General features: G+C 48.7%; 12 protein-coding genes. 2 read left to right on the top strand and 10 right to left on the bottom strand.

Annotation, left to right across the window (positions count from 1 at the left end; genetic code table 11):
- Window positions 1-108: 108 nt before the first annotated feature.
- The 3 genes from BGO59_RS24875 to BGO59_RS24865 form a co-directional block, all read right to left on the bottom strand.
- On the bottom strand, window positions 109-1,155 hold the full coding sequence (locus BGO59_RS24875; protein ID WP_293687954.1) for an adenylate/guanylate cyclase domain-containing protein: 1,047 nt from the start codon (window positions 1,153-1,155) through the stop codon (window positions 109-111).
- Window positions 1,152-1,532, bottom strand: coding sequence for a response regulator (locus BGO59_RS24870; protein WP_293687951.1), 381 nt, complete (start codon window positions 1,530-1,532; stop codon window positions 1,152-1,154). The genes BGO59_RS24875 and BGO59_RS24870 overlap by 4 nt, the downstream gene beginning before the upstream one ends.
- A gap of 120 nt (window positions 1,533-1,652) precedes the next feature.
- Window positions 1,653-2,708, bottom strand: a complete 1,056-nt coding sequence (locus BGO59_RS24865) for an alpha/beta fold hydrolase (RefSeq protein WP_293687949.1) — start codon at window positions 2,706-2,708, stop codon at window positions 1,653-1,655.
- A gap of 258 nt (window positions 2,709-2,966) precedes the next feature.
- Between BGO59_RS24865 and BGO59_RS24860 the strand changes: the two genes are divergently transcribed.
- A complete protein-coding gene (locus BGO59_RS24860) occupies window positions 2,967-3,788 on the top strand; it encodes a LytTR family transcriptional regulator DNA-binding domain-containing protein (protein WP_293687947.1) in 822 nt (273 codons plus the stop codon).
- 16 nt (window positions 3,789-3,804) lie between these two features.
- On the opposite strand, the gene BGO59_RS24855 is transcribed toward BGO59_RS24860, so the two are convergent.
- The 7 genes from BGO59_RS24855 to BGO59_RS24825 form a co-directional block, all read right to left on the bottom strand.
- Window positions 3,805-4,287 carry a response regulator gene (locus BGO59_RS24855; protein WP_293687944.1) on the bottom strand — a complete coding sequence of 161 codons (483 nt, stop codon included), beginning with the start codon at window positions 4,285-4,287 and terminating at the stop codon, window positions 3,805-3,807.
- A gap of 125 nt (window positions 4,288-4,412) precedes the next feature.
- The gene (locus BGO59_RS24850; RefSeq protein ID WP_293687941.1) at window positions 4,413-4,679 is read right to left on the bottom strand and encodes a hypothetical protein; all 267 of its coding nucleotides are present in this window, start codon (window positions 4,677-4,679) and stop codon (window positions 4,413-4,415) included.
- Window positions 4,680-4,839: 160 nt separating this feature from the next.
- Window positions 4,840-5,292 carry a hypothetical protein gene (locus tag BGO59_RS24845; protein ID WP_293687938.1) on the bottom strand — a complete coding sequence of 151 codons (453 nt, stop codon included), beginning with the start codon at window positions 5,290-5,292 and terminating at the stop codon, window positions 4,840-4,842.
- 139 nt (window positions 5,293-5,431) lie between these two features.
- A complete protein-coding gene (locus BGO59_RS24840) occupies window positions 5,432-7,426 on the bottom strand; it encodes a S9 family peptidase (protein WP_293687935.1) in 1,995 nt (664 codons plus the stop codon).
- A gap of 33 nt (window positions 7,427-7,459) precedes the next feature.
- A complete protein-coding gene (locus BGO59_RS24835; protein WP_293687932.1) occupies window positions 7,460-8,740 on the bottom strand; it encodes an aminotransferase class V-fold PLP-dependent enzyme in 1,281 nt (426 codons plus the stop codon).
- A gap of 141 nt (window positions 8,741-8,881) precedes the next feature.
- Window positions 8,882-10,270: a M28 family metallopeptidase gene (locus BGO59_RS24830; protein ID WP_293687929.1), complete on the bottom strand. Its 1,389-nt coding sequence runs from the start codon at window positions 10,268-10,270 to the stop codon at window positions 8,882-8,884.
- Window positions 10,271-10,343: 73 nt separating this feature from the next.
- On the bottom strand, window positions 10,344-10,904 hold the full coding sequence (locus BGO59_RS24825) for a hypothetical protein (protein ID WP_293687926.1): 561 nt from the start codon (window positions 10,902-10,904) through the stop codon (window positions 10,344-10,346).
- 111 nt (window positions 10,905-11,015) lie between these two features.
- Between BGO59_RS24825 and BGO59_RS24820 the strand changes: the two genes are divergently transcribed.
- Window positions 11,016-13,291 (top strand): tetratricopeptide repeat protein (locus BGO59_RS24820; protein WP_293687921.1); only part of this gene is annotated, 2,276 nt, incomplete at its 3' end.

Raw genomic sequence — 13,291 nt, 5'->3', positions numbered from 1 at the left:
ATTGCTGGATCAGGCAGTTTGAGAGAGTTTATGCATCTAGCACACTTTTTGTTCCTGTATTATTGTATTTGTTTAGCCTATTGAGACTTTGTGTTTAATATGGTAACATTAGCCCAGGACGTTATAAACAACCACTGGCTCTGACTTATTTTTCAGGCTTACTTCGCCAATTCGCTCACAGGAAAACGATTCAGCGATCTGTTGCTGGGCCGACTCAACGATAACGATTTGCCCCGGCCGGGCAACCGACTGGAGCCGTTGGGCTGTGTTGACCGCATCGCCGATTACGGTATAATCTAACCGCCGGAGGGTAGTCGAACCAATATTACCGGATACCATTTCGCCACTGTTGATACCGATCGATACTTCAGGATGATAGCCCGGATGACTTAACAGGTTTTCTTCAATCCTGGCGATTTGGGTCCGCACAGCCAGAGCTGCTTCAACAGCCCGGTCGAGATGATATTCGCCCCTGAAAACAGCCATTATGGCATCGCCCATAAACTTATCGACAAGACCACCTTGCGCGATAATTTCTTTGACCATCACATCGAAATAGCGATTCACCATTTTCACGACAGTGTCGGGCGATTCGCGTTCGGAAATAGCCGTAAAGCCGCAAATGTCGATAAACAGAACGGTAGCTACCACCGTCTCACTGGCCGATAGTGCCGTTTCGAATTCGGGCCGGTTCATGAACGTCAGCACCGATTCGTCGACATACATCCGTAAGATATTGTTTTCCTTGATAGCCTGGAGCGTTTGACGGATCTGGGCAACATACTGCATGGTTTTCTGCATAGTCACTTCCAGATCTTCAAAATTGACGGGCTTAGTCACAAAATCGAACGCCCCCCGGTTCATGGCGGTTCGGATGTTATCCATATCGCCATAAGCCGATACGATGACAGCTTTCAGCATGGGATTGGTTTCGTGGAGCTTAACCAGTAGCGTGAGCCCGTCCATACCCGGCATGTTGATGTCGGTCAGAACCATGTCTGTATCAGGTTCCTGAGCCAACGTTTGCAGCGCTTCTACACCGTCGTGGGCGAATATAAACTCATATTGTTTTTCCCGGATCTGCCGTCGAAATTTCTGTTTTATGAGTAACTCAAGATCGGTTTCGTCGTCAACTACTAATATTTTAGCCTTCATGCTAACTCACGAAGTTTTTGTTTCAGAAGTGCGAAATCAAGGGGTTTTGTGAGAAAGTCATTGGCTCCCAGCGAAATGGCTTCCTCTTGTGAATTGGGGTCTCCATAGGCTGTAATCATCATCACAACAGGAGGTGGTGGAGCGTTGAAATCTTGCCGGATATGTCGTAAGAGTTCAAAACCGCTCATACCCGGCATGTTGATGTCGGATAAGATTAGTATAACTTCCGACGAGTGACCATTCAGATAGTTTAACGCTTCTTCGCCAGAGTTTGCAAAATCCAGTTCGAATTCGTGATTACGGATTTCGCGCCGGAATCGCTGTTCAAAAAGATCTTTAACATCAACTTCGTCGTCAACGACTAAAATTTTCATCATTATCAAGAGGGTTACCCAAAGATACGCATTTTGCGGTTTATGGGTGCCATCGAACCAAGTTTCAGCAATTCGGCTATCCGGCAATATTCACCTAGTTATCCACAGCCTGTTGCCAGCCCCTTATTTTATAGGGCTGGGCGGAGTGAGGTGACGAGCTAGAAAGCGGTAAATTTCTTCACGCGATTCGCGGGCTAGTTTCGTGTCGAGTCGATTGAAGCTATGGCCACCGGGGGCATCCTGATAAATCTTGTAGTCAAACTTTTTTTCATGTGCTTTTAGCGCATTAATCAACGATTCAACTTCCAGCACATTTACATCTTCGTCGTTGGTATTGGTATGAATCAACAGGGGCGTTTTCAATTTTTGCGCATTCCAGACGGGCGACCGACGGCGGTATTCGGCTACATTGTCGGATGGGTCTTTACCGATATGGGTAGCGGCCGAAAAAATAGCCCGGTAGTTGGCGGGCTTATACCCCAAACGGGCAATAATGTCGGTGACGGGAACTCCGGCATAGGCAACTTTATAATCGTCGGGATGGTCAAAAATGTTCATCAGCGTAATCATACCTCCATGACTCCAGCCTATTATACCGATACGGTCGGGATCTACCTGGGGCATATTTTCGGTAGCCCAGCGTTTGCCTGCCAGCACGTCGTCGTTTTCGTAATCGCCGTAATCAATCTGGTTGTAGAATGTACCACCATACCCGATACTACCCCTGTATTCGGGCGCAATGACCAGATAGCCCTGGTCGAGCAATTCTCGCACGATATGCACATAAAGTGTGCTAAAATCACCATGAACCCCGTCATGTACAAAGACCACTAACGGCAGTTTTTTGGCAGAAGCAAACTTCTTGGGCGCAAAGGTGTAGGCCGGAATGATAACTGGGTTATTAGCGCCCTGACCTGTTGGATTACGAACCACATGGGGCGGTTTGCTGGTATAGCGAATCTTGTCGATAACCGCCACATCGCCGAGCTTCTGATACCAGAGTAAATCATCAATACTTTTCGTAAGGCTCTGGTCGGAAAAGCGGGTATTTTCTTCAAGCATGCGAACACGCTCAGACAAATCGGTTGGGGTTGAGGTAGTCAGACTCGTTGGGGAGGTCTGTGCCAGAGCGGCAAAATGGATAAGAAATAAAACGATTACGGTAAAGAGGTTGTACATAAATAAGTTGATCAAGTGACTGGTAATTTGGTTAGTAAGTTATTGATAACCATTTATAAAACAACTGTTTCGGCAAGCGGAAGCAAGCTAAATTTTGGGTCTTTTTCAAGCCTGATGCCTGGTCGTTGGACCATTACCTCATTATTTGAATATAAACGATTCTTCATGTTAAGCCGGGCTAACTTTCGCTGGTAGGCGAGGTTATGTTTTTGACTTCCTTTTTTGTTGACTACCTGGTTTTGCCAGTAACAATTTATTATGAGTGTAATCAAACCTGCCCTATTGTATCCTGAGCGCATCGTTTACCTTGCTGGCGCTAATAATTATAGCTGGATCTGTTTTCAGGATGGAGAGAAAAAACTGCTCGCCAAACCAATCAGTTATCTGGAAGATCAATTGCCCGATTTTATACGTGTCCATAAAACAGCGTTGATCAATCCTGCTTATGTCCAGAATCTGCAAGAGCCACCGCATCGAAAAATGTCGGGTAAGGTGCAGTTGACTAGTGGTGACATGTTTCCCGTTAGCCGTCGTCGGTGGCAGCAGGTTGTCGATGCTTTAGAGAGCCGAACGGCGGCACTGGCTACTACCGAACTCATTCAGTCGCCTTTGCAGGAGGGTACTGAACCACCCCTGATTGCACGGGCACACGTACAGACAGCTCGGTCTATTCTGCTGATTTCGCAGGACAAGGAAATGGTGACGTCGGTAGAACATGTTGTGCAGAAGAAGTGGCCCGGCTACGTATGCCAAACCAGTGCCAACAGTGTTATGCTGCCCGATATTTTGGGGCAATTGCCAGTAAATGAGCACCCTGCTTTGTTGATGCTCGATGCCCGAACCATTACCCTGGAGCGGTTGAACACGCTTCAACGGTTGAAGAATAATAAACTGCTTGGTCGGATTCCAGTAATTCTGTTAACCTCAGCAACCGATCAGGCTGTTGTGAACGGCTATCAGTATAAGGCCAACTCAGTAGTAGCCATACCACCTGGAACGGGTTTTGTTGAGGCTATTTTTGACCGAGTATTGCAGTATTGGCTGCGTATAGTTACCCTGCCAAGCATGGCAATCAATTAATTAACCCTGCCGCTTGTCAGACTGAAAACTGGACGGGCGGCAGGGTGGCGGTTTCCCACCAGTATGAGCGTAGCGCCATAAAGTACCGAAGCCAACCCCGCAAATCGACGGGTTTGATCAGGTAGGAAGCTATGCCCTGCTGGTAGGCTTCGTCTACGTCCGTCCGTTGGCTCGATGAACTGAGAATCACTACAGGTATGCGATTGCAGGCCGCTGGTAATGCTTTGATCTGGCGCAGTACATTCCAGCCATCGTCGCGGGTAGGCAGAAATAAATCCTGTAAAATCAGTTTTGGTAATTCCCATTCCTGCGTACTCCATTCCCGAAGCAAGTGGATTGCCTGGTCGGGCTGATTTACATAAACCAGCGCAACTTCGGGTAGGCATTGCTGCATGGCTTTGGCAATCAATGGGCTATGATCGGTGTCGTTGTCAATGATCAGTAGCTTAGGTTGCTTGAAGTTAGCGCGGATTTGTTCGTAAAACGTTGTGGGCAACATAGGCGTTGAGCAATACAAATACAAAAGAGGAGAGGGTCTGATATAAGGCGACGTACGACTCAGGTACCCGAAAAGTAGCTCAGGTTCCTGAATCGTAACGGTTTTGCGGCTATTGACTGATACGGCTAAGTCGTATCCCGCCGTGGTGTACCAGTTCGATTGGGTGCTGTGCGGTTCCTTCGATTCGTTCCACTGTTTCCCGGTAAGGTCGACGTACCCGAATCGGATTGCATCGTTGATGGCTGACGACGGTTATTCGTATTGTTCATGGAACCGCTGGTCGTTGAGTCTCGGTTTGGGCGACTATTCTGACTTTGGGGCGTTGTTTGCGCCTGACTATCCAGGCTGGCTAATCCGACCAGCAAGGATGCAATAACTACTGCCTTTTTCATACGAAGTTGGATTTTTTGAAAATTGGACATAGTTCTCCCTAACCCAACCCACATCAAGCGAAAGGCTACCTGAATTTCCTGAAATAGTGAGGAAGTGGGGCGTTAATAAAAAAAGCCAGTGAATTTTCACTGGCTTCATGAATGCTTACTAAGGTAATGGTTACTTCCGATAAACTAGCTGAACTTTACCTACTGCCGTACCCAGAGTGTAAGGTGCTGGTGTGGTTATAGTTAGTTCTTCAATATTTTTATTTTTAGCATATGTGTAAGTATCTTGCCCACCTGCATCATACTTCAGAGTCAATGTATTACTGCTAAAATCCCATGTCCCGGTAGCATCATCAACAACTGCTGAACGATAGTTTTCATTAAATGTATTGTCAGAAAAAATATCGATGGTTGAACCGTACGATTCGAAGTAATAGAGATCGATACCGGCTCCATTTACATTCGAGGTGGCGGATGTTGGAAAACCACTTAGTACCCCTTTGTTTAACGTCCAGCGCCCTACAACAGGTGAGGCAGGTGCGGGATCACTTTTACTACAGGAAACCAGGCCTACAAAGGACACCACCAGGCAGACTACATACAGGTGATAAACGTAACGCTTCATAATCAGTTGATTTTTAGGGATTCTGAGTTAAAACAGAACAAGGAACTGTAAACTACAAAAAAAACGAATAATGCAACACTAAATAGTACGCAAGTTACCGACTTTTTGATGCACGGTTCTCTGTATAGGTTAACGGAAATTAAAGGTTTTTGGGTTTTAAATATTTATCAAACCACTGCAAATACCGATCAACCCGGTCTTTCTGATAGCTGGGTACGGTAATACCGTGAAACTGGCCGGGGTAAATAATGAGCTGCGTTGGAATGCCCAGCGAGCGGAGCGCCTGAAACATTTGCTCACTACCGGCTGCGGGGACATTGAAGTCTTTCTCTCCGGCCATAAACAGCGTCGGGGTTTTGATCCGATCGGCTTTCAGGAATGGATACGACAGCTTCAGCCATTTTTCGGGGTTTTTCCAGGGAGCGCCCAGTTCATTTTCATATTGGTTGGTATACTGATCGATGCCGTACATGCTCAGTTGCAGTGAACTTCCGGCACCGCTGGCAGCGGCTTTAAACCGGGTGTCGGTAGCAATTGTATAGTTGGTCAGAATACCACCGTAGCTCCAGCCGCCAATACCTAACCGATCAGGATCAGCAATGCCTTTTTCAACCAGATAATCGGCCGCGCCCAGAATATCCTGCACTTCTTTATTGCCCCAGTCGGCATAGATGGCTTTGGTGAAGTCGATCCCACGGCCGTTGCTTCCCCGGTAATTAACAGCAACCACGGCATAGCCACCGGCTGCCAGAAGCTGACGAGTCAGGTCAAATGAAAACTCATCCTGTGATACAGGGCCTCCGTGAATATAGAAGATGGTTGGTAGCTTTTTTCCGGCAGGCGTGTTGGCGGGTCGGTACAATACATTCGAAACCTGCGTACCGTCTTTGCTTTTCGAGGTATACCCTTCTACTGTTGCCAGTTCGAGAGGCTCCAGAAAGGCGTCGTGTACATGAGTAAGCCGACGACTATTGCCCGACTCGATGGCGTACACTTCGCCGGGTACTTGCGGTTCGCTCATGAGGGTTACCCAGTTTCCGGCGGTGCTGGCACTGAGGTTGCTGAATACCCGGTTGCCACTGGTTACTTTACTGAATTTACCATCGAGGGTGTACTGACCAATATAGGCCTGGCGGTCGTCCTGCACGATGACACCAATACTTTGGCCATCCTTGGCCCAGATGGGCGTTCGTACCGGACGGTCCAGCGATTTGGACAGTAAGGTAGGTTCACCACCATCGCGGGCGACAACACACAGGACCGGCTGATCGTACATGATGAAATTGCTCGACGAGGTAGAGCGCAAATAGGCGATTCGTTTCCCGTCGGGGCTCCAGGCGGGATTATTATCCGAGCCTGTCCAGGTAGTCAGTTGCTTCATCTGGGCACCTTTTTGAGCCGCGATGACGTAGATGTCGGTATTCTCGTTCCGGTCGGGGTCTTCAGTTCGATTGCTGACGAATGCCAGGTACTGCCCATCCGGCGACCATACAGGTGAAGTTTCATCATAAGCGCCCGTAGTCAGCGTATCCAGCTTTTTAGTGGCCAGATCGAAGACGTATAAATGAACCGGGCTGCGTTCCAGATACCCTTTAATGTCGGCCTTGAAGTGGTAACGATCCAGTACGTAAGGCTTCCGAACTTTGGTTTTGGCCGAGTCCGCATAATCGGGGTCGCGCAGCACCAGGGCGATCTTTTTACCATCCGGCGACCAATCGTAATCTTCCAGATCGGTTTTCAGATCGGTTAATTTTTTCGCTTCGCCACCGCGACGATCCATCAGCCAGATCTGCCCCTTGGTAGCGCCCTGCCGGGCCGATACAAACGAAAGGTATTTTCCATCGGGACTGAACCGGGCCCTTGATTCTCCGTCAGGGCTGTTGGTAAGCTGAACCGTTTCTTTACCGTCCCAACTGACCATCCACAGGTCTGAATTACGCTTGTCCTTCGTTGTATCGACGGTAGATAGGCCGTAGCTGATCCACTTGCCATCGGGCGATACCTGTGGATCGCTGACGGTTTGTAGTCGGTACATATCTTTGGGCGAAATCGGTCGTTTTTTGCCAGGGGTTTGCGCTATGCCTGTCAAACTTAACAGGCATAGGGAGCCAATAAGAAGCGAATAGGTTTTCATAATCGAAATGATAGTCGGTTGATAAGAAGGAAGTTAGGCCGCCAGTTCTTTCAGGGCTTTTACAAAGGCATCCAACTCGGCAGTAGTGGTATAAACGTGTGGAGTCACCCGAATGCCGCGCACACTAGCTGCCGGGCTATCGATGGCAACCGTAAAAATTTTGTATTTATTAAACAGGGTTTTAGCCAGATCAGCAGGAGCAATTTTTTCCAGGCCGACGTTGGCAATAGCACAGGAGCGGGCTGGGTCGTCGGGGGTGTTCAGAACAATTCCCGGATGGTGACGAATCTGGTCGGTCCAGTAGCGTTGCAGGTAGCGTAATCGGGCTTCTTTCCGCTCAATACCAATGCTTTGGTGAAACTGAATAGCGTCCTGAATGGCTAAATCGGTAGCTACCGGGTGGGTTCCGGTATGATTCAGTTTTCGAATATCGTCATCGGCAAAACTGCTGTCGGCAAAGAGCGGCCAGATACCTTTAATTTTGTCTTTACGGACGTAAAGCATTCCGGCGCCGAGCGGAGTGCCCAGCCATTTGTGCAGGCTACTGGCATAATAGTCGCAACCGCCCAGATCGCCGATTTTAAAGTTCAATTGAGCGAACGCATGGGCTCCATCGACCATCACCTCTACACCATGCCGATGGGCCATTTCCGTAATTTTCTGAATGGGCAGAATATGTCCGGTGATGTTCACCATATGGCAAACCATTAGTAGCCTGGTCTTTGGCGTAATGGCTTTTTCGTAGGCACTGACAATCTCGTCATCCGATTTTGGGTGGGCCGGAACCGAGATCATCCGGTTGACGATGCCATGCCGACGGGCCTGAAGCTTGAACATATCGAGCATTGCGCCATAATCCTGCTGGGCCATAATTACTTCGTCGCCCGCTTTCCAGGTCAATCCGGCTATTACCGTATCCAGCGATTCGGTTGTATTGCGTGTAATAATTAGCTCGTCAGGTGAGCAGCCTAACAGATTGGCAAGCTGCGTTTGCGACGCCCGTTTATCGTCGAACTGGCGCGTCCGCATATAATAGGACGATACCGAATTAATCTGCTGAATGTGTTTCAGGTAACTGTCGAGAACAGGCTGAGCCGCCAGCGAATAATAGCCGTTTTCGAGCTGAATGAACTCCTTCGTAACGGGATAAGCCGCCCGGATTTTTGTCCAGAAACTGTCATCCATTGCCAGTATTTCGGGCTTTACATAAGCTGAGCCTGCCAAGGTTTCGCCCAGTGCCGCCCATTCACCGGCCAGTACGGTTGTAGCCCCGGCAAGGGATTTTAGAAACTGACGTTTGGAGAGATTGGGCATGATAGTACGGTGGTTTTATCAAGGAGTGCTTCAGTGATTTGGTATGACCCCGCTGGGGGGCAAATGTCTATAGCGATGATCTTTATTTCTATAAACCTTTGACCTCAACGGGGTTATACTAAAAGAGGTAGTTGGTTCATTTTACCGCAGATTCGGGACCGGGATTACAGGCAGACTTTCATTGCCATCTTCGCTCACGGCCTGCACGGCGAAATAATAGTTATCCTTCGAGAAGGGGAGTGTCATGCCAAGTTTGGTGGTGAAGAACTTCTTCTGCCAGAACGGCCAGTACGTTTCACGCATCAGCACATAATACCCTTTTACTTTGCCCGCCTGCGGAGCCTGCCAATAGAGCACGGTAGCATTGGTCAGGTTTCGAACATCGACCGTTACTTTCTGAGGAACAGCGGGTGCTTTGGCCAGATTTGCCAGCGTTGCCAGGTTGACAGCCGTGTTTTTGCGCAGGTATTCAAAATCCATAAACTTCGGATAATCGCCGTATTCAACCCCATTTTCGGTACGCAAATCCTGATGCTGGTGTTCGTAGTTCTCGTTCATTTCAGTGATTCGAACGGCTGCAAAACCGCGTTGAACATAGGGTGTATGGTCGCCACCACGCAGATACCGATCATTCCGGTAAACCATAACCACTTCCAGATTTTCGACGTAGCGTTCGCCAATTTCTTTCAGGTAACGGGCCAGGGTACGCGCCTTTCCGTCGTTTTCGTTGCCAAACCGCTGAATCTGTCCGATGCGTCCGGTTGTATCTTTCAGCAGACTCGATGGTAACCCTTCGCTAAACACACGCAACCGGGTATTGTCGATGATGCGGGTATCGCTGCTGTTATTGCTGCCCATAATATCGTTGTTCAGCACCGCTTCTACATTCCAGTTTTCCTTAAGTGCACGTTCGGAGAGGTGTTCAGCGCCCAGCAAGCCCTGTTCTTCGCCGGTTAGAGTGACGAAGATGACTGTAGCCGGAAACGACGATTTGCTCATGACCCGGCACAGTTCAATAACGGCAGCCGTTCCAGATCCATCGTCATTTGCGCCCGGCGCATCCGACTCGCGGTTCATGACGTTGGTAACCCGGCTATCCATATGTCCCTGAACTATAAAAATCCGGTTGTCGTTGGGGTCAGTACCTTTAAGGGTGGCCATCACATTCCCCATGTTGGCGGGTTTGTCGACCCGGCGACCGTCGGGCTGGAGCGTCCACGTATCGAGCGTGGCGGTCATGCGTCCGTTCGACTGTTTGGCGTATTGGTTGAATTTGCCCAGAATCCATTGCCGGGCAGCACCAAGTCCTTTTTTGCTAACCTGAGCGGAAGCGTCGGCCGGTACACTTAGCGTATGACGGGTACCAAAGCTGACCAGACCGTTGATATGTGCCCGTAAACTGTCGGCCGAAATTTGGGCTACCAGATCAGCGATTTGCTGGTCACGGTTAATGATGGCAGTTTGAGCATTGACAAATGGGGAGAAAAGAAACGCAAAAAAGAGGAAGGACGCTAAGGTAGTCGTGCGCATGAGTTTGTTTGATGATTGGACTAGCTAAACTAACAAAAAAGCGCCATCCTCGGAAATAAAAGGGGGTTACTGCTTAAAATGACCAGGCTACACCTGCACCTATGGCGTGCATACCTGTCAGCGGTACGGGAGCAGCAGAAAAGCCAAGCCGGGGCTGCCGAAGAAGCGCATTATAACGGGTTACTGCTTTGTTGATTTGCCCATTACCCACAATCGTGAAGGTGAGCGTTGCAGCGATAGAGCCGCCATAAACGGTCCAGTACGTGCCATTACTTTTGTTGCTACTCAAAATGATATACGCCAGCGGGACCAGCGCCGTCAAACGCCCCAATGTCGTTAACGTTCGAAACGCCTTAAACCGATGACTCACCTCCGGGTCGTTCAGTTCGTAGAAGGGTATTTCCAGCGAATAAGGCGACGACAGCTTTTTACCACCATAAAAATAAACACTTCCCAGCGAGGAAGAGCCATAAGCCCGTTCGATCGGGAGCAGGTGAGCAGGAATAGGAACTGTACGATAATGAGAGGTATCGTCGTCGCGTCGACTTTGGGCGTAGCTCCCCAGTTGAACAAGTAACAATAGAACGGTGAGTAGTCCAGTAATGAAATTTCCGCTCGGCTTATGTATAGGCATTTGAGGTCGCGAATAGATGGTCGTCCTTATAACGTTCCCGGATAAATTGAGTTGTCAAATCGGTTGCAAAATCGTTAATTTTCAGGAACGTTTCTATACCGTTTATCCACCATGTTCGAACCAATTACCGTAAGCCTGATTACTCAAAGTTTAGCTACCTCTCAAATTATCAGCAGTATAATTGGGGGATGGCTTGGCAATCGGAGTGATGTGCTTTTATGCAAAACAGGAGAGGTTATTTACGAGCGGTTAAAGAACCAGATTGAACCTCCTGTCAATCACGATATTCAGCGGGCCGTACGGGAAGCCTATCTGAAGGCTACGCTCATGGCGTGTAAAACCTTGCTGTATAAAAAATATAATTGGATCGACCGTCGGTTTCATCTGCCTACCTATGATCTGAAAGAGATAATCAGTTACCTGAAAAAACAGCTGAAGGAACTGAAGACGGCACAATTTATAGCACAGGCCAATCCGGCCGATGAGGTGTATCGGTTTTTACTGCAACCTAAGGGCCAACCGGCGCAGGAGCGCGTACTTGAGCTAAAACAACAACTGCGTGAAAGCGTATTGCACGAGTTTGAGGAGGCCAACTTATGCGCCGAAGATGACCTGAAACGAGCGATTCGGACGGGCTGGACAGATGACGATAAATCGGTTGACTGGTATGAGTTGCTATGTGCTTTTTTTACCGAAGACCTTAAAACAAACAGTCGGCTGAGTACGATTATTCAAACCGATTTGTTACTGGAACTGAAGGCCAAGGTGCCCGAAATTACACTATCAGTGGGCCAACTGACTGAACTGGCGAATCAGATTAGCCTTGCCATGCAACCCCTGGCCGAACGATTTGACGAAGTGATGCTGCGGCTGGATGAGCTACTCGACCTGCTGATTCAGTTCGGAAACCAGCTCGGTACGGTACAGACAGGTGTAGAGCAATCCAATGAGAGCCTGGAGCAACTGCATAAAAAAGTAGACAGACTCCAGCCCGCAACCCCGACCCGTTCGAAATACCTCAACCGATTTCCGCATTACGATCTAACTAATTTCGTTGGTCGTGAGGGTGAATTGAGTGATATAAAACAGCAATTCGAGCATCACCGACTGCTTATTTTGCAGGGTATGGGTGGTATTGGCAAATCGACGCTGGCCAGAGCGTACATCAGCCGGAATGCCGAACAGTATGCACATATTGCATTTGTTGAAGTGGTCGATACCATTGCGCAGGCCATGCTCAGCCAGTTGGGTACATCGACAGACGTGCCCTTTACGTATGACGCGAACCAGACTGCGGAAGAAAATTTTCTTGGGTTGCTGGAGGTTTTGCGCCATGTTCCCAACGTGCTGCTAGTACTGGATAATGCCAACAACCCAACCGACCTGCTGGCCCGAAAAGAAGTCCTCGAAAGCCTGCATGCGACAGTCCTGGTTACAAGCCGCGCCCGACCCGACCGATTTGTGCTGGCTCACCAACTGATACCCGTTAAAGCACTGCCTAAGCCCGACGCCCTGCAATTGTTTACGAAGCTGTACGGGCGACCATTGCTGCCTGGTGAAACAACGTTGGTCGAAGCCATTCTGCACAAAGCATTTTACCATCCGAAACTGATTGAGGTCATTGTGATCCAGATACGCCGGAATGACTTGCTGACGCTGGACGCCGTAAAAACCATCGTTGATAAAAAGCGGTATGGCGATGATGAAATCAATTACCCCGACGAAGCGGATGAGCAGGCTAAAACTATCTACAGTATCCTGTTGGATCTGTTCAATACCGACTCGCTACCTGAAGGCCAGAAGCAACTGCTACGGTATTTTGCTGTACTGCCCGCCGTTGACATTCCCATTCAGCACCTACGCGATCTGTTAAACCTTACAACGCCCGATGACCAAAGGGCGTTAACTTCCCAGTTAAAAAAACTGGCATTAACCGCCTGGTTGGATAATCCGGGAGCGGGGTATTTCTCAATACATGGGTTGGTACAGTGGGTAGTATTAGAGAAGCTGAAACCAACGTATGACAATTGTGAAAACCTGCTTGATGCAACCACAAGGTTATTTTACCAAGTTGGCAATACTAATCCGCTTGACGCGCAGCCTTACCTGATTTATGGAGATGAGTTGTTAACCGTTTTTCAGGAAGACCAAAACGGTCCGGTAACAATACTTTATAGTAATATTTCAACTATTTATTGGGCTTTGGGCGAAAATAGAAAAGCCTTGGAGTACGATCTGAAAGCCTTAGTCATTCGGGAAGCGGTGTTGCCTGCTACCCATCCTGATCTGGCCCTATCGTACAGCAACATTGCCGTTAGCTATGGTGCCCTGGGGGAGAACAACAAACGCCTGGAGTACGATCTGAAAGCCTTAGCCATTCGGGAAGC

This window comes from Spirosoma sp. 48-14, assembly GCF_001898575.1.
Classification (GTDB): Bacteria; Bacteroidota; Bacteroidia; order Cytophagales; family Spirosomataceae; genus Spirosoma.
The sequence above is the reverse complement of the archived record's forward strand: the minus strand, read 5'-3'. Positions and strand labels throughout refer to the sequence as shown.

Bases quoted from the DNA above. Each gene is read 5' to 3' on its own strand.
- BGO59_RS24855 (WP_293687944.1), bottom strand. From the start codon at position 4,287: ATGTTGCCCACAACGTTTTACGAACAAATCCGCGCTAACTTCAAGCAA.
- BGO59_RS24865 (WP_293687949.1), bottom strand. From the start codon at position 2,708: ATGTACAACCTCTTTACCGTAATCGTTTTATTTCTTATCCATTTTGCC.
- BGO59_RS24870 (WP_293687951.1), bottom strand. From the start codon at position 1,532: ATGATGAAAATTTTAGTCGTTGACGACGAAGTTGATGTTAAAGATCTT.
- BGO59_RS24825 (WP_293687926.1), bottom strand. From the start codon at position 10,904: ATGCCTATACATAAGCCGAGCGGAAATTTCATTACTGGACTACTCACC.
- BGO59_RS24875 (WP_293687954.1), bottom strand. From the start codon at position 1,155: ATGAAGGCTAAAATATTAGTAGTTGACGACGAAACCGATCTTGAGTTA.
- BGO59_RS24850 (WP_293687941.1), bottom strand. From the start codon at position 4,679: ATGAAAAAGGCAGTAGTTATTGCATCCTTGCTGGTCGGATTAGCCAGC.
- BGO59_RS24860 (WP_293687947.1), top strand. From the start codon at position 2,967: ATGAGTGTAATCAAACCTGCCCTATTGTATCCTGAGCGCATCGTTTAC.
- BGO59_RS24830 (WP_293687929.1), bottom strand. From the start codon at position 10,270: ATGCGCACGACTACCTTAGCGTCCTTCCTCTTTTTTGCGTTTCTTTTC.
- BGO59_RS24840 (WP_293687935.1), bottom strand. From the start codon at position 7,426: ATGAAAACCTATTCGCTTCTTATTGGCTCCCTATGCCTGTTAAGTTTG.
- BGO59_RS24845 (WP_293687938.1), bottom strand. From the start codon at position 5,292: ATGAAGCGTTACGTTTATCACCTGTATGTAGTCTGCCTGGTGGTGTCC.
- BGO59_RS24835 (WP_293687932.1), bottom strand. From the start codon at position 8,740: ATGCCCAATCTCTCCAAACGTCAGTTTCTAAAATCCCTTGCCGGGGCT.